Annotated in this window: 23 protein-coding genes and 2 riboswitches; of the genes, 14 read left to right on the top strand and 9 right to left on the bottom strand. The window is 68.4% G+C overall.

Features of this window, described 5'->3' with window-relative positions:
- Nucleotides 1-3 precede the first annotated feature (3 nt).
- The 3 genes from GO592_RS03600 to GO592_RS03610 are packed head-to-tail and all read right to left on the bottom strand — an operon-like array spanning nucleotide 4 to nucleotide 4,702.
- Entirely contained in the window at nucleotides 4-2,334 is a 2,331-nt protein-coding gene (locus GO592_RS03600; protein ID WP_007301298.1) for a serine/threonine-protein kinase, read from the bottom strand.
- A gap of 8 nt (nucleotides 2,335-2,342) precedes the next feature.
- Complete coding sequence (locus GO592_RS03605; protein WP_007301299.1) at nucleotides 2,343-3,323, bottom strand: glutamate ABC transporter substrate-binding protein; 981 nt, start codon at nucleotides 3,321-3,323, stop codon at nucleotides 2,343-2,345.
- Entirely contained in the window at nucleotides 3,320-4,702 is a 1,383-nt protein-coding gene (locus GO592_RS03610; RefSeq protein ID WP_007301300.1) for a hypothetical protein, read from the bottom strand. The genes GO592_RS03605 and GO592_RS03610 overlap by 4 nt, the downstream gene beginning before the upstream one ends.
- A gap of 124 nt (nucleotides 4,703-4,826) precedes the next feature.
- Here GO592_RS03610 and GO592_RS03615 point away from each other — a divergent pair, with 124 nt between their 5' ends.
- Nucleotides 4,827-5,585 carry an NUDIX hydrolase gene (locus GO592_RS03615; RefSeq protein ID WP_007301301.1) on the top strand — a complete coding sequence of 253 codons (759 nt, stop codon included), beginning with the start codon at nucleotides 4,827-4,829 and terminating at the stop codon, nucleotides 5,583-5,585.
- Here the strand turns inward: GO592_RS03615 and thiE are convergent, their stop codons facing one another.
- Nucleotides 5,586-6,284, bottom strand: coding sequence for a thiamine phosphate synthase (gene thiE, locus GO592_RS03620; RefSeq protein ID WP_005264846.1), 699 nt, complete (start codon nucleotides 6,282-6,284; stop codon nucleotides 5,586-5,588).
- A gap of 24 nt (nucleotides 6,285-6,308) precedes the next feature.
- Nucleotides 6,309-6,421: riboswitch (TPP riboswitch) on the top strand.
- On the opposite strand from thiE, the gene thiO reads away from it, so the two are divergent.
- From thiO to GO592_RS03655, 7 genes are all read left to right on the top strand, one after another.
- Complete coding sequence (thiO, locus tag GO592_RS03625) at nucleotides 6,420-7,487, top strand: glycine oxidase ThiO (RefSeq protein ID WP_005264847.1); 1,068 nt, start codon at nucleotides 6,420-6,422, stop codon at nucleotides 7,485-7,487. Its footprint overlaps the riboswitch before it by 2 nt.
- Before the next feature lie 2 nt (nucleotides 7,488-7,489).
- Nucleotides 7,490-7,714, top strand: coding sequence for a sulfur carrier protein ThiS (gene thiS, locus GO592_RS03630; protein WP_005251712.1), 225 nt, complete (start codon nucleotides 7,490-7,492; stop codon nucleotides 7,712-7,714).
- Nucleotides 7,707-8,474 carry a thiazole synthase gene (locus tag GO592_RS03635; protein WP_005251713.1) on the top strand — a complete coding sequence of 256 codons (768 nt, stop codon included), beginning with the start codon at nucleotides 7,707-7,709 and terminating at the stop codon, nucleotides 8,472-8,474. Before thiS ends, GO592_RS03635 begins: the two co-directional genes overlap by 8 nt.
- 113 nt (nucleotides 8,475-8,587) lie before the next feature.
- On the top strand, nucleotides 8,588-9,529 hold the full coding sequence (locus GO592_RS03640; RefSeq protein WP_039953058.1) for an ABC transporter ATP-binding protein: 942 nt from the start codon (nucleotides 8,588-8,590) through the stop codon (nucleotides 9,527-9,529).
- Entirely contained in the window at nucleotides 9,529-10,323 is a 795-nt protein-coding gene (locus tag GO592_RS03645; protein ID WP_005265052.1) for an ABC transporter permease, read from the top strand. The genes GO592_RS03640 and GO592_RS03645 overlap by 1 nt, the downstream gene beginning before the upstream one ends.
- A 145-nt stretch (nucleotides 10,324-10,468) precedes the next feature.
- Complete coding sequence (locus GO592_RS03650) at nucleotides 10,469-11,923, top strand: M20/M25/M40 family metallo-hydrolase (RefSeq protein ID WP_172651508.1); 1,455 nt, start codon at nucleotides 10,469-10,471, stop codon at nucleotides 11,921-11,923.
- Between the two features lie 52 nt (nucleotides 11,924-11,975).
- Nucleotides 11,976-12,830, top strand: a complete 855-nt coding sequence (locus GO592_RS03655) for an adenylate/guanylate cyclase domain-containing protein (protein ID WP_007301305.1) — start codon at nucleotides 11,976-11,978, stop codon at nucleotides 12,828-12,830.
- A gap of 32 nt (nucleotides 12,831-12,862) precedes the next feature.
- Here the strand turns inward: GO592_RS03655 and thiD are convergent, their stop codons facing one another.
- Together thiD and thiC are read right to left on the bottom strand one after the other, a co-directional pair.
- Entirely contained in the window at nucleotides 12,863-13,708 is an 846-nt protein-coding gene (thiD, locus tag GO592_RS03660) for a bifunctional hydroxymethylpyrimidine kinase/phosphomethylpyrimidine kinase (protein WP_007301306.1), read from the bottom strand.
- Between the two features lie 10 nt (nucleotides 13,709-13,718).
- A complete protein-coding gene (gene thiC, locus GO592_RS03665) occupies nucleotides 13,719-15,365 on the bottom strand; it encodes a phosphomethylpyrimidine synthase ThiC (protein ID WP_007301307.1) in 1,647 nt (548 codons plus the stop codon).
- Nucleotides 15,358-15,465: riboswitch (TPP riboswitch) on the bottom strand. (Overlaps the previous gene by 8 nt.)
- A gap of 132 nt (nucleotides 15,466-15,597) precedes the next feature.
- On the opposite strand from thiC, the gene GO592_RS03670 reads away from it, so the two are divergent.
- The 3 genes from GO592_RS03670 (at nucleotide 15,598) to GO592_RS03680 (ending at nucleotide 17,219) form a co-directional block, all read left to right on the top strand.
- Nucleotides 15,598-15,984: a GNAT family N-acetyltransferase gene (locus tag GO592_RS03670; RefSeq protein ID WP_007301308.1), complete on the top strand. Its 387-nt coding sequence runs from the start codon at nucleotides 15,598-15,600 to the stop codon at nucleotides 15,982-15,984.
- 101 nt (nucleotides 15,985-16,085) lie between these two features.
- Nucleotides 16,086-16,448 carry a GNAT family N-acetyltransferase gene (locus GO592_RS03675; protein ID WP_005563840.1) on the top strand — a complete coding sequence of 121 codons (363 nt, stop codon included), beginning with the start codon at nucleotides 16,086-16,088 and terminating at the stop codon, nucleotides 16,446-16,448.
- 93 nt (nucleotides 16,449-16,541) lie between these two features.
- The gene (locus tag GO592_RS03680; RefSeq protein ID WP_007301310.1) at nucleotides 16,542-17,219 is read left to right on the top strand and encodes a hypothetical protein; all 678 of its coding nucleotides are present in this window, start codon (nucleotides 16,542-16,544) and stop codon (nucleotides 17,217-17,219) included.
- On the opposite strand, the gene GO592_RS03685 is transcribed toward GO592_RS03680, so the two are convergent.
- From GO592_RS03685 to GO592_RS03695, 3 genes are read right to left on the bottom strand one after another with little or no spacing between them, the layout of a single operon-like run.
- A complete protein-coding gene (locus GO592_RS03685; protein WP_007301311.1) occupies nucleotides 17,186-17,989 on the bottom strand; it encodes an exodeoxyribonuclease III in 804 nt (267 codons plus the stop codon). The genes GO592_RS03680 and GO592_RS03685 overlap by 34 nt on opposite strands.
- A 34-nt stretch (nucleotides 17,990-18,023) precedes the next feature.
- Nucleotides 18,024-18,989, bottom strand: a complete 966-nt coding sequence (locus GO592_RS03690) for an N-acetylglutamate synthase, CG3035 family (protein WP_005563837.1) — start codon at nucleotides 18,987-18,989, stop codon at nucleotides 18,024-18,026.
- Complete coding sequence (locus GO592_RS03695; protein WP_005251736.1) at nucleotides 18,979-19,569, bottom strand: peptide deformylase; 591 nt, start codon at nucleotides 19,567-19,569, stop codon at nucleotides 18,979-18,981. The genes GO592_RS03690 and GO592_RS03695 overlap by 11 nt, the downstream gene beginning before the upstream one ends.
- 178 nt (nucleotides 19,570-19,747) lie before the next feature.
- Between GO592_RS03695 and GO592_RS03700 the strand changes: the two genes are divergently transcribed.
- The 3 genes from GO592_RS03700 to sodC all read left to right on the top strand — a co-directional run bounded on the left by GO592_RS03700 (nucleotide 19,748) and on the right by sodC (nucleotide 21,437).
- Nucleotides 19,748-20,086, top strand: a complete 339-nt coding sequence (locus tag GO592_RS03700) for a DUF3263 domain-containing protein (protein WP_007301312.1) — start codon at nucleotides 19,748-19,750, stop codon at nucleotides 20,084-20,086.
- 24 nt (nucleotides 20,087-20,110) lie between these two features.
- Nucleotides 20,111-20,662 carry a LytR C-terminal domain-containing protein gene (locus tag GO592_RS03705; RefSeq protein WP_039953059.1) on the top strand — a complete coding sequence of 184 codons (552 nt, stop codon included), beginning with the start codon at nucleotides 20,111-20,113 and terminating at the stop codon, nucleotides 20,660-20,662.
- A gap of 73 nt (nucleotides 20,663-20,735) precedes the next feature.
- On the top strand, nucleotides 20,736-21,437 hold the full coding sequence (gene sodC, locus GO592_RS03710; protein WP_039953060.1) for a superoxide dismutase[Cu-Zn]: 702 nt from the start codon (nucleotides 20,736-20,738) through the stop codon (nucleotides 21,435-21,437).
- Nucleotides 21,438-21,471 lie beyond the last annotated feature (34 nt).

Below are 21,471 nucleotides of genomic sequence, written 5' to 3' on the forward strand. Positions count from 1 at the left end.
GCGTTACAGCAGGCTCTTGGGCCGGATGGTGTTGGCCAGATCCACCAGCGTGTACCGGTGAGTGCGCTCGGGGGCGTTGCGGGCCAGCGCCCGCAGGCCGGCCTCGGTGCCCTTGCGTAGGCCCCGTTCGGTGAACGGCACACCGAGGATCTGCTCGAGTTCCGTCGCCGACGAATGACCGGCACGCATCCAGTCCAGTGCGGTGCCCAGGACGAGCGTGCGCATCTGCAGTGCCCGGCTCTCCTCGGGTGCGAGCGCGGCGACACGGAGTGCGGCCTCCCGGAGAGCCGATTCGTCGAGTTCCTCGATCGGTTTGCCGGACAACAGCATCAGCACGCTCGTCATCCGGGCCATGGTGAAGTGCCGGGACGTCGGGGGAACCTGATCGAGGGCGGCGATGGCACCGGGCAGATCGCCGCGTTCGGTGAGTTGCCGCGCCAGCCCGAATGCCGCACTCACCATGCTGTGGTCGGTCCGCCACACCGTCCGGTAGTACTTCTCGGCGAACGTTCGCCACTGGTGGGGGTCGGAGCTCTCCCAGTGCTGCAGAATCAGTTCGGCGGTGGCGGCCAGCGCAAGTTTGGGAGCCGTCTCCCCGGGCATCGCCTGCAGTACGGATTCGAAACGGGAGAACGCCGTCTCATAGTCGCCGTCGATGAGCGTCGCGAGTCCGGCGTACCAGTCGACGCGCCAGTTCCCACCCATCTCTCCCTCCACGTCGCGGAGGAGTTCGGTGGCGGTGGCGGCGTCACCGAGATCGAGGTGGGCCTTGATCTCGGCGAGCGTGAGTTCCCGGGAGAACGCCACGTCCAGATCTCCGACGACCCGTTCGATACCGTTCTCGCGCGCGTGCCGAATGGAATCCAGCGTCTGCTGCGGCTCGCTGTGCACCGCGGCGGCCAGGAGCGGGGCGTTGGGATCGGTCGGGTCGATCAGGGGTACCGCCAACGCCTGCGCCACGGACTGCGGATCGAGATTCTCGTCCCGTTCGACGCCGTCGACGTACACGTCGGTCTGCTCGACGGCCTCGTCCGTGCCGAAAGTCGTTCTCTGCTTGCTGAACACGGTCGACAGTCCGGGATGCTCCTCGCCGGTCTGCTGCGCGAGGACCTCCCGCAGCACCGCCGTGAGCTGACCCGCCATCTCCTCGGCCGACGCGAAACGCCGGCTCGGGTCGGGGTCGGTGGCGCGCAACAGGAGTCGGTGGAAGAACTCGTATTCCGCGAGGAGCGGCGCCTGCTCGGGGGACGGGATCCCGTCGAGGTACCGGCCCTTGTCGGACGGCATGTCGAGCGTCAGGACGGCGAGGGTGCGCCCCACCGTGTAGATGTCGGACGCCACGGTCGGGCCGGTCGTGACGATCTCCGGCGCCTGATACCCGGGTGTGCCGTACAGGTAGCCGTAGTCCTCGATGCCCGCGACGGCACCGAGGTCGATCAGCTTGAGGGCATCCTCGGTGACCATCACGTTGTCGGGTTTGAGGTCGTTGTACACCAAACCGGTGGAGTGCAGATACGCCAGTGCGGGAAGGATTTCGAGCACGTAGGCGATGGCCTGCTCGACCGGCATGCGTTCGGGCTTCGCGTGCGTCGACAGGACGTCCCGAAGCGAGTGACCGCCCACATACTCCATCACGATGTACCCCATCGGGGTCCCGTCCGACCGGGGATGCTCCACGAAGTTGAAGATCTTCACGATGCTCGGGTGGGCCACCTCGGCGAGGAACTGGCGTTCGGCCACCGCCACGGCCTGAGCCTCGGCGTCGCCGAAGTGCAACAGGCCCTTGAGAACCACCCAGCGGTCACTGACATTGCGATCGATGGCCAGATAGATCCAGCCGAGGCCGCCGTGCGCGATGCAGCCCTGCACCTCGTACTGGCCGCCGATCAGCTCGTTCGGGCCGAGAAGCGGCCGGAAGTCGTACGTGGCTCCGCACTGGGGGCACAGACCGAACTCTGAGCCCTCGGACGTGGCGCCGGTGCGGCCCACCGGCTTGTTGCACTTCCAGCAGAAGCGCTTGCTCTCGGGGACTTTCGGGTCGGTCATCACGGCGGATGCCGGGTCCAGTGTCTTCACGACGGGAACCTCGACGAGACCGCCGCCGAGACGCAGGCGCTGCCCGGACCGGGTGCGCGGTGAGCGCGTCGAGCGGCCGGTGCCGGACGCGCCGGACGGCCGGGACGTCGGCGCCGCCTGGGTGGCCTGGGTGGCCGGACCCTCGTCCGGTTCTTCCCGGACCGCGGCCTGCGTGGCGTCCCCTTCCGGCTCCCGGACGGCGGCCTGGGTGGCGATGTCCGGGTCGGTGGACTCCGGATTCTGCGAATGCTGCGGCATGCGTCCCCTCAGTCCTGGTACACGGCGGACGGCGGGGCGGGGGACGGCCCCAGCATCGACAGCCACTGGTCGTACATCCTGGTCCAGGTACCGTCGCGGCGGATGCGTTCGAGCGTGCCGTTGACGAACCGCACCAGGTCCTCGTTCGACTTGGTGATGCCGACGCCGTACGGCTCGGCGCCCATGCTGTCTCCGACGATCTCGAGATACGGGTCCTGGGACGCCAGACCGGCGAGGATCGTGTCGTCGGTGCTCACCGCATCGACCTGCCGCTGTTGCAGGACCACCAGGCAATCCGACCACATGGGGACCGTCAGAATGTCCGCGGTGGGCGCCACCTGCTGCAACCGTGTCAGCGACGTCGTGCCGCGGACGACGCAGACCCGTTTCCCGTCCAGGTCGGCGGCGCTGCGGATCGGGGAGCCCTTCACGACGAGAACCCGCTGCTGCGCCTCGAAGTACTCGGAGGAGAACGCCACCCGTTCCTTTCGGTCGCAGGTGATGGTCATCGTCTTGGCCACGATGTCGACCATCGACTCCTGCAGCGCCTTCTCACGATTCGCCGACGTGAGGATGCGGTACTCGAGCCGGTCCGGATCGCCGAACAGATCCCGCGCGATCTCCCGGGCCACGTCGACGTCGAAGCCCTGGATGGCACCGGTCGCCGGATCGCGGAAACTCATCAGATTGCTGCCCGTGTCGAGGCCGACGACGAGACGCCCCCGCGCGCGGATGGCGTCGACCGTCGGCATCGGCGGTGCGGCGTCGGGGTCGGGGAACGGGCGCAGGCTCGCGGTGGGATCGCCGCAGTCCTTCTCGGGAGTCGGCGGCGCAGCGCTGGTCTCGGGCGCCGGCGTCGCGGCCGCGGGAAGCGGGGGCTCGGTGTACGACACGCTCGGCGATCCGACGTGCTCGGGACTCGACTCGGCGCACCCGCCGATCAGTAAGGTGGCCGCCACGAGCACGAGCGCGATCCGGCGCCGCCTCACTGATATTCCCTCAATCGAGGCCACAACCCGATGATAATTCCGCCGACCGCGATCAGCGTCAGGACGATGGCGCCGGAACCGAGCGCGGTCAGCACCCGGGCCGCGGATTCGACATGCGACCGCAGACGGTCGCGTGCGGTGCCGATTCCGTCGGTGAGCGCGTCGTCGACGGCGGTGAACTGAGCCGCGGAATCCGAAGGTCCCGGTCCGATGGCGACCATTGCCGCCGAGACGAAGTCACCCCTGGCGAGGATCTCGTTCATGCGGTCGTGTGCCGAGGACCAGCGCGTCCACGCCTCCTGCGCCCTCGCCACCTCGTCGTGGCCGACCGCGCGGTCGCCGTCGTGGGGGTAATTCGACAGGAGAGTGTCGAGCTGACCGGACTTGTCTTCGAAGACGGCGTCGTAGTCACCGTTCGAGTCGCGGCGGACCAGTTTGAGGGTCTCCTCGGTGCGCGCCTGCTGGGCCAGGATGCGGGCCGCGGTCAACTCGTGAATCGGGCGGGCGCCCTCGGTCAGTGCCCGCTTGGTGTCGAGGGAGGAGACCAACCCGGCGACCAGCATCCACGCCAGGAGGATCGCCGTGCACGACGACGCCACGATCAGCCCGAGATTGAACGTGCGCCGACTGAGCCTCGCAATGACGATCTGGGCGACGAGCAACGCGACGAGTGCGACGAGGATCAGGATCAGCGCCAGCCAGGGCGGACGGGAGTAGTCCCGCTGCGTGTCCGCGACGTCGGCTTCCTGCTGGACGTGCAACTGCTGCGCCATCGGCAGCATGCTCGTCTGCATCAGCGTGGACGCCTCGCTGAGGTAGGCCGCGCCGACCGGATGACCGGTGCGATTGTTGGCCCGCGCGGTCTCGACGAGACCGGAGTAGACGCTGAGGTCGGTGGAGATGGAGGCAAGCAGTCGGCGGCTGTCCACGTCGCTCGCCGCGAGTCCGCCGGACGCGTACACGAGGTCGGCGGAGGCGGTGCCGATCGCCTGCGCATAGGTGTCCCGGAGTTCGGGCGGTTCGAGACCGCCGGAGATGAACGCCGTCGTGGCCGCGGCATCCGCCACGGACAGGGCGCTGTAGAGGTTCTGCGCCGAGAACGACAGCGGTTCCGTCTCCGCGAGGACGCTGTCGAGAGTGGCTTCCCTGCTGTTCACCGTCGAGGCGGCCACGAACCCGGCGGTGAGGGTGAGCAGGACCAGGAGGGCCCCGAGGGCCGTGAGTTTGGCGGGAGTCGACTCCAGGAACGCGCGCAGTTCCTTGCGGCGTGCCACCGCGGGGTCGACGTCGTCATCCGCGGCGGCAGACAATGCGCGGCTGCCGTGGGGTTCGATCGACGGTGCCTCACGCAGAACCACCTCGCACCCCTCCCGTGTCATGGCCGCACCTTGTGGGGAGCATATAAGCAGCGGTCGGTTCACGACTGCCGACGGGCAGTTCCGGAAGAAACCGTTAGTGTGAGGGAACTGCAGGGAGACCCATCAGGTCGGACAGGGGTAGTCGATGCGTGGTGACGGTGACGGTTGGGCAACCGGGCCGGACGGCAGTCGTCATTGGGGCAAGCACGGTGCGGCCGGGTTGTTGTTGCGTGCGCCGCTCCCCGACGAGACGCCGGCCGTCCTGCTGCAGCACCGTGCGGTGTGGAGTCACCAGGGCGGTACGTGGGCGTTGCCCGGCGGTGCCCGGGACAGCCACGAGTCCACCACCCACGCCGCGGTGCGCGAGGCCCACGAGGAAGCAGGCATCGAGAGCGCGGCCATCCGCGTCCGCACCGAGGTCGTCACGATGAAGGCCGCGAGCGGCTGGAGTTACACCACGGTGATCGCCGACGCCGAGCGCCCACTGCCCACCGTCGCGAACGGCGAGAGCACCGAACTGCGCTGGGTGCGGGAAACCGACGTCGCCGGGTTGCCGCTGCACCCGGGTTTCGAAGCGGGGTGGCCGCAACTGCGCACCACCGAGGTGCGATTGCTGCTCGACCGGCACGACGTGCTGGGCGAGCGCGGCGCGCTGGCACAGTTGTCGAAGGCCCTGCCCCGCACACTGCACCTGCCCGACGGCACTTACGGGTGGCTGCCGCGCGTCGAGGTGCTCGAGGCCCTGGACGCCGTCGGCCGCCTCGCCGAACCGGCCGGCCACGGCACCACGCTGGGAACGGTGACGGCGGTCGTCACCACCGAACCCGACCTGATCGAACAGTTGCCGGCCACCGTCGTGGTCCTGCCGCCCGCCACCGTGCTGGACTGGCTGGATCAGCCGTAACTACGCGTTCTGCTGCAGCAGGGCGGACAGCGAGCGCGCGGCGGCCTGCGGGTCGCGGGCCTCGGTGATGGCCCGGACGACGACGATGCGGGAGGCCCCCGCGGCGAGGATCTCCGGAACCCGGGACTCGTCGATGCCGCCGATCGCGAACCACGGGCGGTTCGGCTCCGAGTCGGCGGTCGATCGCACCAGATCGATGCCCGACGCGGTCCGCCCCGGCTTGGTGGGGGTGGCCCACACCGGACCGGTGCAGAAGTAGTCGACGCCGTCCTCGATCGCTGCGAGGCTGGCCTGAGCGCGGCTGTGAGTGGAGCGGCCGATCAGGACGTCGGAACCCACCACGGTCCGTGCGTACGGGACGGGCAGGTCGCCCTGGCCGAGGTGCAGCACGTCGGCCCCGGCCGCCAGCGCCATGTCGGCGCGGTCGTTGACCGCGAGCAGCGCTCCGTGCCGCCTGGCCGCGGCCGCGAGCACCGACAGTGCCGCCAGTTCGTCCCGGGCGTCCATCGTGCCGAACTTCTTCTCTCCGGCCGAGCCCTTGTCGCGGAGCTGGATGATGTCGACGCCGCCGGACAGTGCGGCCTCGGCGAACTGCGCCAGGTCGCCCTTCTCGCGCCGAGCATCGGTGCACAGGTACAAACGTGCTGTTCCGAGGCGGCGCCGACGGTCCGTGAGGTTGCTGTGATGCGAGGTGGTCACGGCATGACGGTAGCCTCTACGGTGAAAGTGCAACACGGGAGTCCCGGGGAACGTGGGGCTGAGAGGGGCTCACGCCGAGCCCGACCGTCATACCTGACCCGGATCATGCCGGCGCAGGAAGTGAGGTGGAGTTCAATGGCGAGATCGGTATCCGTCGTCGGAGGCGGAGTGATCGGCCTGTCCATTGCGTGGCGAGCAGCCCGCAACGGCTGGTCGGTACGGCTGTACGACCCGTCGATAGGTTCGGGAGCGTCCTGGGTGGCGGGTGGCATGCTCGCCCCGTTGTCCGAGGGCTGGCCAGGCGAGGAGAGCGTCCTCGAACTGGGGAGCGCATCGCTCGACCGGTGGCCCGAATTCGGGAAGGAACTCGAGGCCGGAGCCGGCGTCGAGTTGTTCACGTCGGAAAGTTCGCTCACCGTCGCGCTGGACGGCGCCGACGCGGAGGACCTGCGGACAATCGCCGAATGGGTGGGCGCCCAGGGGCGGGAACTGCAGATCCTGGGCCGCGCCGAAGTCCGGGCCCTCGAGCCGATGCTGGGTCGCGGAGTCCGATTGGGACTCTTGGCCGTCGACGAACTGGCCGTGGACAACAGGCTGCTGTTGCAGGCGCTGCAGCGGTGCGCCGCCGACGCCGGAGTGGAGCTGATCGGGGAGGCCGTGCACAGCCTCGACCGGCTCGACACCGACCAGATCGTCGTCACCGCGGGCATCGCGTCACCGGCCCTGTGGCCCGGGCTTCCGGTTCGCCCGGTGAAGGGCGAGATCCTGCGGTTGCGCTCGCGTCCCGGGGTGACCCCCGCGCCGGGCCGGACCATCCGCGGCAGCGTGCACGGCAGGCCCGCCTACCTGGTGCCGCGTGCCGACGGCATCGTCGTCGGTGCCACCCAGTACGAGTCGGGCAACGACACGCAGGTCACGGTGGCCGGTGTGCGCGACCTGATCGCGGACGCCGAGGCCCTGATGCCCGCCATCGGCGAGTACGAACTGCACGAGACCTCGGCGGGTCTGCGTCCGATGACCCCGGACAACCTGCCGCTGATCGGCCGGGTGTCCGATCGGGTCGTGGTGGCGACGGGACACGGCCGTAACGGCATCCTGCTCACCCCGGTGACCGCCGACGCGACGATGGCATTGTTGGAGGGCTCGGCATTGGTCGAGGCGAAAGCCGCCGACCCCGAACGTTTCGAGAAAGTAGCGAGGTAGAGATGAGTGAGCAGCAAGTAGTGGTGCCGATCGGCATCAGCGTCAACGGCGAGGACCATGAGTTCACGGAACCGTTGACCGTCACCGGGCTGCTGGAGGTGCTGAACCTGCCCACCAAGGGCATCGCGGTGGCAGTGAACGGCGCCGTGTTCCCGCGCGCCCGGTGGGACGAGCTCGTGGTCCGGGGCTGGGAGATCGAGATCCTCACGGCGGTGCAGGGTGGCTGACGCGACGCCCGGCGTGCAGAAGGGCCTCACGATCGCGGGACGCACGTTCGGTTCACGGTTGATCATGGGCACCGGCGGCGCCGCCAACCTCACGGTGCTCGAAGAGGCGCTCGTCGCGTCCGGCACCGAGCTGACCACGGTCGCGATGCGCCGCGTCGACGCCGCAGGCGGCACCGGTGTGCTGGACCTGCTGCGCCGGCTCGACATCGCCCCGCTGCCCAACACCGCGGGGTGTCGCGGTGCGGCCGAGGCTGTGTTGACGGCGCAACTCGCTCGTGAGGCGCTCGAGACCGACTGGGTGAAGCTCGAGGTCATCGCCGACGAGCGCACCCTGATGCCCGACGCCATCGAGTTGGTCAGCGCTGCAGAGCAACTGGTCGACGACGGATTCGTCGTCCTGCCCTACACCACCGACGACCCGGTTCTGGCCCGCAGACTCGAGGACGTGGGCTGCGTGGCCGTGATGCCGCTGGGTTCGCCGATCGGCACCGGGCTCGGTATCGCGAACCCGCACAACATCGAGATGATCGTGGACGGTGCGGGGGTGCCCGTCATCCTCGACGCCGGCATCGGGACCGCAAGCGACGCCACCCTCGCGATGGAACTCGGCTGCGATGCGGTGTTGCTGGCCACGGCTGTGACCAGGGCGAAGGATCCGGCGCTCATGGCGTCGGCGATGCGCGGGGCCGTGGTGGCGGGGTACGAGGCACGTCACGCGGGCCGGATTCCCAAGCGGTTCTGGGCGCAGGCGTCGTCGTAGTCCTCGGGGTCGCGTCGGGGTCCGGCTCAGGGTCCGACCGGTACCAGGGGACGAGCCGGGAGTAGACCTGCGGCCGATGCGCGCCGTCCGCAGGGTCGGGCATCCTTCTCATCATGATTGAAGTGAGGGGACTGACAAAGACCTTCGGTGCGACGAAGGCGGTGGACAACCTGACGTTCAACGTGAAGCCGGGTATGGTCACCGGCTTCCTCGGCCCGAACGGTGCAGGCAAATCGACGACGATGCGCATGATCCTCGGGTTGGACCGCCCCACGGCGGGCAGCGCGTTGATCGACGGCAAACCGTACAGCGACCTGGTGCAGCCGCTGCGGACGGTGGGGGCTCTGCTCGACGCGAAGTGGGTGCACCCCAACCGCTCGGCCCGCGCCCACCTGCAGTGGATGGCGGCGTCCAACTCGCTGCCGAAGAGCCGGGTCGACGAGGTGCTGCACCTCGTCGGGCTCACCGAGGTGGCCGGAAAGAAGGCAGGCGGGTTCTCGCTCGGCATGTTGCAGCGCCTGGGCCTGGCCGCCACGCTACTCGGCGACCCGAAGGTGCTGCTGTTCGACGAGCCGGTGAACGGGCTCGACCCGGAGGGCATCGTCTGGATCCGGAAGTTCATGCAGCGCCTCGCGGCGGAGGGTCGCACCGTGCTGGTGTCGAGCCACCTGCTGTCCGAGATGGCGCTCACCGCAGAACATCTGGTGGTCATCGGCCGGGGGCGTCTGATCGCCGACACCACCGTGTCCGAGTTCGTCAGCAAGTCCTCGGAATCGACGGTGCGGGTGCGGAGCCCCCAGCTGGACGCGTTGCGTAGCGCGCTCACGTCCAACGGGCTCACCGTGCGCGAGGACGGATCCGACGGGCAGCAGGCGCTCGTGGTGGTGGATTCGTCGACGGACGTCGTCGGCGGGATCGCCGGTTCGCAGGGCATCGTCCTGTACGAGTTGGCATCTCAGCGCGGATCGCTGGAGGACGCCTTCATGAAGTTGACCGGAGACGACGTGCAGTACCACGCAGAGGGCGTCGAAGATGTGATGAGGGGTGCACTGTAATGGCTGTTCTCAATGCCGAACGGATCAAGATCACGTCGACGAGGTCGCCGTGGTGGTGCACGGTCATCATCATCGTGCTCGGCCTCGGCCTCGCCGCAGTCATCGGGCTGAGCGCGAAGGCCAGCATCAACTCCTTCAACAACCAGATCGCGGACGGTAAGCAACCGGATTTCGATCCGTTCCTGCCGCAGATGTCGGACGCCGTCGGCGGTGTCTCCGGATTCGGCGTGCTGGTCCTGATGATCCTCGCGGCACTCGCCGTGACCAGCGAATACCGGTTCGGCGTCATCCGCACCACGTTCCAGGCCATCCCGAACCGGGCGTCCGTCCTCATCGCGAAGGCAGGCCTGATCGGCGCGTTCGGCGCGGTGCTGACGTTCGTGCTCACGTTCGGCGCGTATGCCATCGCGAAGGCGACCGCGGGTGACGAGGCAGGAGCGGCGCTCACGCTGTCGGGTGACGACGCCTGGCGGTCGATCTACGGCGTCCCGATCTACGCGTTCCTGTGCGTGGTTCTGGCCGTCGGCGTCGGCACGCTGCTGCGCCAGTCGGCGGGCGCGATCGCCCTGCTGCTGCTGTGGCCGCTGCTGATCGAGAGCCTGTTCAACCTGTTCGGCTCGTTCGGCCAGAAGATCATGCCCTTCCTGCCGTTCCTCAACGCCAACAACTTCTTGGGGGCGCCGCAGGGGGTCGACTTCCACTGGGGCCCGTGGGGCAGCCTGGTCTACTTCGCGGTGTTCGTATTCGTGATCTTCGGGGCCGGCCTGGTGGTCGTCAACAAGCGCGACGCCTGACACCCGATACAGTACTTTCGCCCCGTTCCTCCGCCAGGTGGTCGTCGGGAGACCTGGCTGAGGGTGACGGCGGGGTGGGAGCCTGTGGGCCGGTGCGAAATCCATTCGCGCCGGCCCACAGGTGCTTCTGCGTTAGGCTCCCGACATGCGACTACGGGGAGCCTTCACAGTCGGAGTGGCCGGTGTGATGGTCTTGGCCGGGTGCTCGTCGACGAGCGAACCCGATTCGCCGCCGGTCGATGCGAGCGCTCTCGCGGCCTCGGTCACCGAGGGCGGTGTGGTGGGGCACCTGGAGCAACTGCAGACGATCGCCGAGAACAACAACGGCAACCGCGCGGCCGGAACCTCCGGCTACGACGCCAGCGTCGACTACGTCGCACAGGTGCTGGAAGACAAGGGCTTCGACGTCGAGACCCCAGAGTTCGAGTTCCACAACTTCGACGTCCGGACGGAGGCGCTCAGGTCCGGCGACCGTGACTTCGAGGTGCGTGCACTGGCGTATTCGCCGTCCACCGGTCCGGACGGGATGACCGCCCGCCTGGTGCCCGCCCCCAAGGACGAGAGTCCGGGATGCGAGGTCACCGATTACGACGGCCTCGACGTGACCGGGGCGATCGTCCTCGTCAATCGCGGGGTGTGCCCGTTCGCGGCCAAGCAGCAGCTCGCGTCCGAGCGCGGCGCCGCAGGCGTGATCGTCGTCAACAACGAGGACGGGCCGATGAACGGCGGAACTCTCGGCGATCCGGACGTGGGCAAGGTACCCACGGGCGGAGTGAGTAAGGCGGACGGCGCCGCGCTCGAGCAGGCCGGGGGTGACGTCACCCTCACCCTCGACACCACCACCGAGTCGAGCACCGCTCGCAACGTCATCGCCCAGACGAAGACCGGTTCGACCGAGGACGTCGTGATGGTCGGCGCCCACCTGGACAGCGTCCCGGACGGTCCCGGGATCAACGACAACGGCACCGGCGTCGCCGCGACCCTCGAAACGGCCGTGCAACTCGGCGGTTCGCCCGACGTCGACAACGCGGTGCGCTTCGCGTTCTGGGGCGCCGAGGAGTTGGGTCTGCTCGGTTCGGAGGCGTACGTGAACAGTCTCAGCGAGGACCAGCGGAACGACATCGCGCTGTATCTGAACTTCGACATGCTCGGTTCCGAGAACGCGGGCTACCTGGCGTACGACGGCGACAACTCCGACAACGTCGGCGAGGGGCCCGGACCCGAGGGTTCCGCGGGCATCGAGCGCACGTTCACCGATTTCCTCCAGAACAACGGTGTCGTCGCGGACGGCACGGATTTCGACGGTCGCTCCGATTACGGTCCGTTCATCGAGCACGGCATCCCCTCGGGCGGCGTGTTCAGCGGCGCCGACGAGACGAAGACCCCCGAGCAGTCACAGAAGTGGGGTGGCACCCCGGATGTGGTGTACGACGAGAACTACCACAGCGCGACCGACACCCTCGAGAACGTGAACCGGGCCGCGCTCGCCAAGAATGCCGCCGCGGTCGCGTACGCCGTGGGGGTGTACGCGGAGTCGCTCACCGGGCCGAACGGTGTCCCCACGGGCGCGGACCGGGAGAAGGCGCGGGCGGCGGAGTGATGTCCGATTCGGCACGGGTTTGTGCATGTGACGCTGGGTTACCCTTACTCTCGTGAGCGACGACCCGGCCGAAGAGAACAGTGCCGAACTCGACGCTGCGCAGACACCGAAACGAGGCGACAAGGTTCTGGGCTGGATGGGATCGGTGAACCGGCAGCCACAGCTGATCGAAGGGCTGCGGAGGGTTCGTCGCGCGCTGCCCGGTGATCCGGCGTTCGGCGATCCACTGTCTACGGCAGGCCCCGGCAGCGCACGGGCCATCGCCCGCGTCGCCGATCGCTTCCTCGACCACCAGCCGGGCGCGTCCCGAGAGATGAGCCTCGGCGCGCTGCAGGTGTGGCAGGCGCTGCTCGAGCGCACCGGTCGCGGTCGGGGAACGCAGGAAGTGACCATCGTGTTCACCGACCTTGTGGGGTTCTCCAGTTGGTCGCTGCCCGCCGGTGACAGCGCCACCCTCGCCCTGCTGCGTGACGTCGCCCGAGCCGTCGAGACCCCCATCGTCGACCGCGGCGGGCACGTGGTGAAACGCCTGGGGGACGGCGTGATGGCCGTCTTCCCCAGCCCGGACCGCGCGATCGACGCCGTCTTCGCCGCACAGGAAGCGCTCGCGGAGGTGGAGGTGGACGGCTACCGCCCCCGCATGCGTGTCGGCATCCATACGGGCGTGCCCCGGCAGATCGGCAGCGACTGGCTCGGCGTGGACGTGACGATCGCGGCACGCATGATGGAACTGGGCGGCGACGGCAACGTGATGGCGTCGTCCGCCACGCTGGAGAGTCTGCAGCCGGGCACCCTCGACGAACTCGGTGTCGGCGTCAAACCGTGGCGACGCGCCTTCTTCGCCCCCGCGCCCAGCGGGGTGCCCTCCGATCTCGGTATCTGGCGGTTGCGGCTCCGCCGCCCGTGAGTACTTCTTAACCGCCGGACGTTAACAAGTACTCACGAGTGACGGAGTCGCCACAGGGGAGAGACGGGGCCGTGACCGGCGCCCAGGTCGTACGACGCCTCCAGACACTTGGTGACCCATTCCTTGCCGAACGCCACCGCATCGGGCACGGACCACCCGTGGGCTAGAGCGCTCGCGATGGCGGCCGCGAGGGTGTCGCCGCCGCCGTGATCGTTGCCGGTGTCGATACGGGGACTGCTGAACTCGAGGAACCTGTCGCCGTCGAACAGCAGATCGGTGCTCGACGCCGACGTCCGGAGATGGCCGCCCTTCACGATCGACCACTTCGCCCCGAGTGCGTGCAGCGCCTCGGCGGCCCGGCGCGCGGTCGCGTCGTCCACCACCTCGATGCCGGTGATCAGCCGGATCTCGTCGAGGTTCGGGGTGACCACCGTGGCGATCGGGATCAGCGTGTTCCGCACGGCGTCCAGCGCCTCGGCGTGCAGGAGCGGATCTCCGTGCATCGACGCGCACACCGGGTCGACGACCAGCGGGACCAGTTGGTCGCGGCCGATCCCGACCTCGGTGCACACGGCGGCGACGGCCTCGATGATGGCCGTCGACGCCAGCATGCCCGTCTTCGCTGCCCCGACCCCGATGTCGTCGACGACGCACCGCACCTGCGCGGCCACCGTCTCCGGCGGAATCTCGTGGAAACCGCTGACGCCCACCGAGTTCTGCACCGTCACCGCGGCAACAGCGACGCAGGCGTGGACGCCGCACAGCGCCATCGTCCGCGAGTCGGCCTGGATCCCGGCGCCGCCGCCGGAATCGGTGCCGGCGATGGTGAGGACGCGGACGGGGGTCTGGCCGTCGGGGGTCAGGGGCAGCAGCTTCACGAAGGGGACCTTACCGATTCTCTGAGGTGACGGATTCGACGGGCAGATACACGCGACCACCTGCGTCGACGAACTCACTCGACTTCTCGGCCATGCCCGCCTCGATGGCTTCGACCGAATCGAGTCCGTGTCGCTGCGCGTATTCGCGCACGTCGGCGGAGATCCGCATCGAACAGAACTTCGGGCCGCACATCGAGCAGAAGTGGGCCGTCTTCGCCGGCTCGGCGGGCAGCGTCTCGTCGTGGAACTCCCGCGCGGTATCCGGGTCGAGGGACAGCGCGAACTGGTCGTGCCAGCGGAATTCGAACCGGGCCTTCGACAGCGCGTCGTCCCGCTCCTGCGCCCGCGGATGCTGCTTCGCGAGGTCCGCGGCGTGCGCCGCGATCTTGTACGTGATGACCCCGGTCTTGACGTCGTCCCGATTCGGCAGTCCCAGGTGTTCCTTGGGTGTCACGTAGCAGAGCATCGCGGTGCCGGCCTGCGCGATCATCGCCGCGCCGATCGCGGACGTTATGTGGTCGTACGCCGGCGCGATGTCGGTGGCGAGCGGCCCGAGCGTGTAGAACGGTGCCTCCTCGCACAACTCTTCCTCGAGGCGCACGTTCTCCACGATCTTGTGCATCGGGACGTGCCCGGGACCTTCGATCATCACCTGCACCCCATGGGATTTCGCGATCCGCGTGAGCTCGCCGAGGGTGCGCAGTTCCGCGAACTGGGCCTCGTCGTTGGCGTCCGCAATGGAGCCGGGGCGCAGGCCGTCACCGAGCGAGAACGTGACGTCGTAGCGGTGGAGGATCTCGCACAGTTCGTCGAAGTGGGTGTACAGGAACGACTCCCGATGGTGGGCCAGGCACCAGGCAGCCATGATCGAACCGCCGCGGGAGACGATGCCGGTGACGCGTTTCGCGGTCAGCGGGATGTAGCGGAGCAACACCCCGGCGTGGACCGTCATGTAGTCGACGCCCTGCTCGCACTGCTCGATCACGGTGTCGCGGTAGATCTCCCACGTAAGTGCCGTCGGGTCTCCGTTGACCTTCTCGAGCGCCTGGTAGATCGGCACGGTTCCCACGGGCACGGGCGAATTGCGCAGGATCCATTCCCGGGTCTCGTGGATGTTCTTGCCGGTGGACAGGTCCATGATGGTGTCGGCGCCCCATCGCGTCGCCCACACCATCTTCTCGACCTCTTCCGCGATCGACGACGTGACCGCGCTGTTGCCGATGTTCGCGTTGATCTTGACTGCGAACGCCTTGCCGATGATCATCGGCTCGAGTTCGGGATGGCAGCGGTTGGCCGGGATCACGGCGCGTCCCGCCGCGACCTCGGCGCGCACCGCCTCGGGTGAAACACCCTCGCGTGCAGCGCAATACTGCATCTCGGGGGTGGTGACGCCGGCGCGGGCGGCGTCGAGTTGGGTGCCCTCCCGATCGGCGATCCACGGTGCACGCAGATGCGGCAGTCCCGCTTCCAGGTCGATCGCGGCGTCCGCGTCGGTGTACGGACCCGACGTGTCGTACAGGTCGAGGTGCTCACCGTTGGTGAGGTGTACGCGCCGGACCGGCACCCGGACGTCGTCGCCCGACAGCAGGTACTGCTTGGTGCTGCCCTCGATCGGCCCCGTGGTGACGGACGTGGCTGTAGATACGTTTGTGCTCATCGATGATGCTCCCTACGCCGGCATTACCCGGACAGGTTCGACGGTCGACGGCCCTAGCCGTCCTCTCAGCCCGCTGGTGCGAGCCCCCGTGGATGTGTAGTTGTCCCACAAACTGTAACCGAGATCTCTGTGAGCAATCATTCGGGTGAAACTTGGACAGCGGTTCCCGGCATCGGTATAAAGGGTGATGAACATCACATTTCGATTACGACACACCCCCCAGGAGATAGCCATGCTGACAGACGCGCAGGTTGTGGACGTGATCGACAACGCCGATCAGAACCGATTCGAGCTACGCCTGAGTGGTGACCTGGTCGGCATCCTCGGGTATTTCGACCTTGCAGACGCGCCGCCCGGCGCCGGTGCCGGCGTGGGGGTGGTGGCCGCCCGGCCGCCGGGTCCGAAGGGTCGGGGGCGGCAGGCGCCGGTGGTCTCGTTCATGCACACGGTGATCGTGGAGGACTTCGGCCACCGCGGACTCGCCGCCCTCATGGTGGGTCGCTCCCTCGACCTCGCCCGCGGTTACGGCTGGAAGGTCCGGCCCGTGTGCACGTACGTGCAGCGCTTCGTCTCGGCGCACCCCGAGTACCGCGATCTCGTCGTCCCGGTGGAGGGCTGACGACGGTCGGGGCACGAATCGGGCACTCGTCGGCAACGAGACGGTGCCGGGGGCGGCGAGTCTGCTCGCGAGGATGCCGCCTTGCTGATTCTATGAGTGGCATGGATCACACTTCGAATAGTTCCGGGTCGTCCGGGAACATCACGGCCGCTGAGGCTCGCGTGCTCGACAACCCTGCCCACGAACGATTCGATCTGTGGCTCGGGGACGAGTTGGTCGGCATCCTCGGCTATCGGGACGAGGACGACATTCCCGGATTCACCGCGAAGCCGGGCGAGGTGGTCGCGTTCATGCACACGGTCGTCAAGGAAGAGTTCGGTGGGCAAGGGCTGGCCGCAATCCTCGTGGGCGAGGCGTTGAGCTCGGCGCGTCGGCGTGGCTGGAAGGTGCGCCCCATCTGCACGTATGTCCAGCGCTACCTGGCGCTGCATCCGGAGCATCTCGACGTTCTGGTTGCCGAGTAGCCCTACTTTCGAGAGCACTGCTCTTGCCATCTGCGACTCCGCTGTGAATACTGCTCTGTATAGAGAGCGGTGCTCACATTCGAAGGAGTTGTCATGGCCGTGTCAGATCGGATCGAGAGTCGTACCGGGGTCGCACGGATCTGCGCCGCGGCGCTGTTCGCCCTCGCCGGTGTCCTGTTCGTCGTCTACCCCGTGGTGCGTCCCTACGCGGCAGGTGGGGCGCCGGACGGACAGGCCGAGTTCGCCTCACCGTGGTGGCTCGTCGCTCACCTCGCCGCCGTCGGCGGGTTCATCGCGTTCGGGCTTGCGCTCGTCGCGCTCAGCGGACCGCTGAATGGGACGGGTGGCGAACGAGCGGCGGTGGTCGCAGTGGCGGCGTCGTGGATCGGGACAGGGCTGACGCTGCCCTACTACGGTGCCGAAACGTTCGCGCTGCACGCCCTGGGCGGCAGCGGCCTGGACGAGGGGGCCGTCACGACCCTCGCCGAGAGCGTGCGGATGGGGGCGGCGCAGGCGACGCTGTTCGCCGCAGGACTGCTACTCGTCGCGGTCGGCGCGTCGGCGGCCGCCGTGGCGATCGCCCGATCCCGGCTGCTCGCGGGCTGGGCGGGGATCCCGATGGCGGTGGGGTTCGCACTGTTCATCCCGCAGTTCTACGTCGACGCCCCATTGCGCATCGGGCACGGTGTGCTCATCGGGTTCGGGTGCGCGGTCGTGGCCCTCGGTGTGCTGCGTTCTCAGTCGCCGAGGTCGACGATGACCGGCGCATGATCGCTGGCGCCCTTGCCCTTGCGTTCGTTGCGGTCGATCTCGGCCTTGTCGACACGGCCGGCGAGGGCAGGCGATCCCAGCACGAAGTCGATGCGCATTCCCTGCTTCTTCGGGAACCGCAACTGGGTGTAATCCCAGTAGGTGTAGACGCCGGGGCCGGGGGTGTGCGGCCGGACGACGTCGGCGAATCCGGATTCGACGAATGCCTGGAAGGCCTCACGCTCGGGGACGGACGTGTGCGTCTTGCCCTCGAACAGCGCCGGATCCCAGACGTCCTCGTCGGTGGGGGCCACGTTCCAGTCGCCGACCAATGCGATCTGCGCGTCCGGGTTCTGCCCCAGCCACCCGACCGCGTCGGTGTGCAACTTCGCCAGCCAGTCGAGCTTGTACGTGTAGTGCGGATCGGCCAGCTCACGGCCGTTGGGGACGTACAGGCTCCAGATGCGGACGCCGTTGCACGTGGCGCCGATAGCGCGGGCTTCCTGCGCGGGCGCGACCTCCGGGTCCTTGTGGAAACCGGGCTGATCCTCGAACCCGACCTGCACGTCGTCGAGACCCACGCGGGACGCGATCGCGACGCCGTTCCACTGGCTGAGGCCCACGTGCGCGACCTCGTAGCCCAGTTCGCGGAAACGCTCGTACGGGAACTGCTCGTCCTTGCACTTGGTTTCCTGCATCGCCAGCACGTCGACGTCGGACCGCTGGAGCCAGTCCAGGATCCGGTCGGTACGGGCACGAACAGAGTTCACGTTCCAGGTTGCGATGCGCACGGCAGCCACCCTAGCGGCACTCTCCGACAGGTCGTCAGCCGACAGGTTCGGTGGCGTAGCGGTACCGGTGGTGGGCCACGAAGCCGAGGTTGCGGTACATCGCCTGGGCGCCCTCGTTCTCGACGGCGACCTGCAGACACGCGTGGGTCGCGCCGTGTTCGCGTCCCCAGTTGATCATGTCGCCGCAGATGAGGCTGCCGATTCCGTGGCGGCGGTGAGCCTCCGCGACCTCGACCGCGGTGAGCCCGACCCACCGGCGGTCGTCGGGCGCGGACGTGACGGATCCGCGGGCGACGGCCAGCAGCGTCGAGTCGGCGGCGCCGATCCGGCCGAACCCGAGAGTGCCGCCGCGGACCGAATCCAGCACGTCGACCGCGAAGTCGGGGAGCGCGGACCCGCGGTAGCGATAGAGGGCGAGCCAGTCCGGATCGGGGTGATCGGTGACCGTGGTGGTGCGTGGGCCCTCGGGCAACGCCAGGTTGTCGATGTCGGCTGCCATCACGACCACTTCGTCGCTGACGTTCCAGCCGAGCGGTACCTCGCCCAGCCGGTCGGGAATCAGCAACCGCAGCGGGCGGTCGCGCTCGGCGTACCACTCGCGCAGACGGTCGAGCGTGCCGCCCGGGGAGGCGTCCTCCAGGCTGCCGACCGACCCACGGTCGCCGAGCGGGGCCGCCGAGTTGGCGCGTCCGGTGAAGCCGTGACCGTACCGGGCGAGCCACCCGTCGATCCACGCGTGCTCGACGCCCGGCCAGCCGTCGGCCGAGGCCAGTTCGAGGGACCGGATCTCGCTCGCGCGCACCGGTCGCGCGGGGACGGCCTTCAGCGCGATCACCCGCTCCGGATCCACCTCGACCACGGAGCCGTCCGCGGCGCGGACGACCACCGCCGGTTCGACGCTCTCCAGCACCCCTATGACGTCGGTCATCGGATGGCTGTGGCCGGGTGGCAGCTGATATCGCAGCACCACCCGGCTTCCGAGCGGAATGTCAGTCGTCATGCCCGAAGGGGTCTTCGACCGTTCCCGGCACCCAGCTGAGGCCGGGAACGCCCCAGCCGGCACGCTTGATGGTCTTCTTGGCGGCGCGTGCGTTGCGGCCCACCAGCATGTCGACGTAGAGGAAGCCGTCGAGGTGACCGACCTCGTGCTGCAGCATGCGTGCGAAGAAGCCGTGTCCCTCGATCTCGACGGCGTTGCCGTCGGCGTCGGTGCCGGTGACCTTCGCCCACTCGGCCCGTCCGGTGGGGAACTGCTCGCCCGGCACCGACAGGCAGCCCTCGACGTCGTCGTCCGGATCCGGCATGGTTTCGGGTCGTTCCGATGTTTCGAGGACCGGGTTGACGACGCAACCCCGGCGGCGGAGTGCCGTGCCGTTCCCGTCGACGTCCGGGCAGTCGTAGACGAACAACCGCAGCGGCAGGCCGACCTGGTTGGCGGCGAGCCCGACGCCGTTGGCGGCGTCCATCGTGTCGTACATGTCGGCGATGATCTCAGCGAGTTCCGCAGGTGACTGGGACACTGCCTCGGTCGGTTCGTGCAATACCGGGTCGCCCACGATCCGGATGGGGAGGATGGCCATGGTCGTCAAGGATAGTGCGGCGCGCCCGAGCCGTTCGCACTGCCCGCGGCGTTCGTCATGGTTGAATAGTCGCTGAAGAACAGCGGTGTAATTCGTTGCTCGGTCGGCCACGCGATCGAGGAGCCGGGGGAACGTGGTTTCGCTGAGGTCGAGCGAGAGCTAGTAGTCGAGGAGTGAGATGGACGGCGCAACAGCGCGTAGTCGGAACCAGTCCGAGCGCACCGACGGCGACAACTCGGCAGGGGGCAAGGACGTCGGTGACGACGGCCTCTCGCGTCGGGAGCACGACATCCTGTCCTTCGAGCGCCAATGGTGGAAGTACGCCGGCGCGAAGGAAGAAGCGATCAAAGAGCTGTTCGACATGTCCGCCACCAGGTACTACCAGGTTCTCAACGCACTGGTGGACCGGCCGGAGGCACTCGCAGCCGACCCGATGCTCGTGAAGCGCCTGCGACGGCTGCGCGCGAGCAGGCAGAAGGCCCGCGCCGCCCGCCGCCTCGGGTTCGACGTCACGTAGCACCCGGTCGCTAAGGTCGACATCGTGAGTACTCCGAAACCCGAATCGTCCGGCCCGCCGTTACGTGCCCTCGCGATGGTGCTGATCGCCCTCGCGATTCTGTTCGCGGGTCTCGGGTTCGCCTCCCTCGGAGGTTCGGACTCGGAGGAGACCGCCGCCACCGTCACCACCACGGCGGCTGCCACGACCACGGCCGCCGTGCGTCCGACGACGGCTGCGGGAGCGGCGGGCACCACCTCGACGCCCGCGGCGAGCACCACGTCCGGTGCCTCGAGTACCTCGAAGTCCGCCGACGCGGCGTCGGTCCCGGTGCGGGTGCTCAACAACAGCAATGTCACCGGTCTCGCGAGCCAGACGGCCACCGAACTGATGTCCTCGGGGTGGACGGTGTCGGAAACCGGCAACTACAGCGACGGCACCATCTCCGAAACCACTGTGTACTACGGGACTTCCGCCGCCGAGAAGGAAGCGGCGACGGAGATCGCCGCGCAACTCGGGGTGTCGGCCCAGCCGCGGTTCCCGGGTATCGCCAATTCGTCCGCCGGTGTGATCGTCATCGTCACGTCCGCGCAGTAGACCGGACGGTCGGTGCACCATCGCCGCGGTTATGATCAGATGCACTTCTTCGCCACCTCAAAGGAGCGGTTTGATGGCCTCGAGTTCTACCCGTCGGATGTCCTGGCGCATTGTCACCCCGGTGGTGGCCATTGCAGCACTCGGACTGACCGCCTGCAGTAACAACGAGGAGCCGACCGACGTTCCCGGCACCACTCCTCCCGTCTGGACCGGCGCCGCCGATCCCAGTGCTGCAGGCGTTCCCGGTGACGCCGAGAGCGGTTCCGGTGAGTCCGCGGAGAGCGGCGCGGTCAGCGCGACGCTGAAGAACGCCGAGGGCGAAGACGTGGGCACCGCCACGTTCAAGCAGGCAGGCAGCCACGTCGAGGTCACCGTTTCCGTCAAGGATCAGACGCCTGGCTTCCACGGTTTCCACGTGCACTCCGTCGGCAAGTGTGAGACGAACTCCGTGGCACCGACCGGGGGTGCGCCCGGAAACTTCCTGTCCGCCGGCGGGCACTTCCAGGCCGCGGGCCACTCGGGGCACCCCGCGAGCGGTGACCTCACCTCGCTGCAGGTTCTGGCCGACGGCACGGCCGAGTTGGTCACCACCACCGACGCCTTCACGGTCGAGGACCTGAAGAACGGCGACAGCGGCACCGCGGTCATGATCCACTCGGGTTCCGACAATTTCGCCAACATCCCCACCCGTTACGCACCCGCCCCCGATCAGGAAACCCTGAACACCGGGGACGCGGGTTCCCGGGTGGCCTGCGGTGTCATCGGCGCCAGCTGAGTCGCGTGACATCCCGGCTTCGGCCGGGATGCCG

Origin of the sequence: Rhodococcus sp. 21391, assembly GCF_016772255.1 — a bacterium.
Lineage (GTDB): Bacteria > Actinomycetota > Actinomycetes > Mycobacteriales > Mycobacteriaceae > Rhodococcus_F > Rhodococcus_F opacus.

What these genes read in the sequence shown, in the direction of transcription:
- GO592_RS03600 (WP_007301298.1), bottom strand. Translation starts at nt 2,334, where the DNA reads ATGCCGCAGCATTCGCAGAATCCGGAGTCCACCGACCCGGACATCGCC.
- GO592_RS03645 (WP_005265052.1), top strand. Translation starts at nt 9,529, where the DNA reads ATGGCTGTTCTCAATGCCGAACGGATCAAGATCACGTCGACGAGGTCG.
- GO592_RS03650 (WP_172651508.1), top strand. Translation starts at nt 10,469, where the DNA reads ATGCGACTACGGGGAGCCTTCACAGTCGGAGTGGCCGGTGTGATGGTC.
- GO592_RS03695 (WP_005251736.1), bottom strand. Translation starts at nt 19,569, where the DNA reads ATGGCCATCCTCCCCATCCGGATCGTGGGCGACCCGGTATTGCACGAA.
- thiO (WP_005264847.1), top strand. Translation starts at nt 6,420, where the DNA reads ATGGCGAGATCGGTATCCGTCGTCGGAGGCGGAGTGATCGGCCTGTCC.
- thiC (WP_007301307.1), bottom strand. Translation starts at nt 15,365, where the DNA reads ATGAGCACAAACGTATCTACAGCCACGTCCGTCACCACGGGGCCGATC.
- sodC (WP_039953060.1), top strand. Translation starts at nt 20,736, where the DNA reads ATGGCCTCGAGTTCTACCCGTCGGATGTCCTGGCGCATTGTCACCCCG.
- GO592_RS03640 (WP_039953058.1), top strand. Translation starts at nt 8,588, where the DNA reads ATGATTGAAGTGAGGGGACTGACAAAGACCTTCGGTGCGACGAAGGCG.
- GO592_RS03615 (WP_007301301.1), top strand. Translation starts at nt 4,827, where the DNA reads ATGCGTGGTGACGGTGACGGTTGGGCAACCGGGCCGGACGGCAGTCGT.
- thiS (WP_005251712.1), top strand. Translation starts at nt 7,490, where the DNA reads ATGAGTGAGCAGCAAGTAGTGGTGCCGATCGGCATCAGCGTCAACGGC.
- GO592_RS03690 (WP_005563837.1), bottom strand. Translation starts at nt 18,989, where the DNA reads ATGACGACTGACATTCCGCTCGGAAGCCGGGTGGTGCTGCGATATCAG.
- GO592_RS03670 (WP_007301308.1), top strand. Translation starts at nt 15,598, where the DNA reads ATGCTGACAGACGCGCAGGTTGTGGACGTGATCGACAACGCCGATCAG.
- GO592_RS03610 (WP_007301300.1), bottom strand. Translation starts at nt 4,702, where the DNA reads ATGACACGGGAGGGGTGCGAGGTGGTTCTGCGTGAGGCACCGTCGATC.
- GO592_RS03680 (WP_007301310.1), top strand. Translation starts at nt 16,542, where the DNA reads ATGGCCGTGTCAGATCGGATCGAGAGTCGTACCGGGGTCGCACGGATC.
- GO592_RS03675 (WP_005563840.1), top strand. Translation starts at nt 16,086, where the DNA reads ATGGATCACACTTCGAATAGTTCCGGGTCGTCCGGGAACATCACGGCC.
- GO592_RS03700 (WP_007301312.1), top strand. Translation starts at nt 19,748, where the DNA reads ATGGACGGCGCAACAGCGCGTAGTCGGAACCAGTCCGAGCGCACCGAC.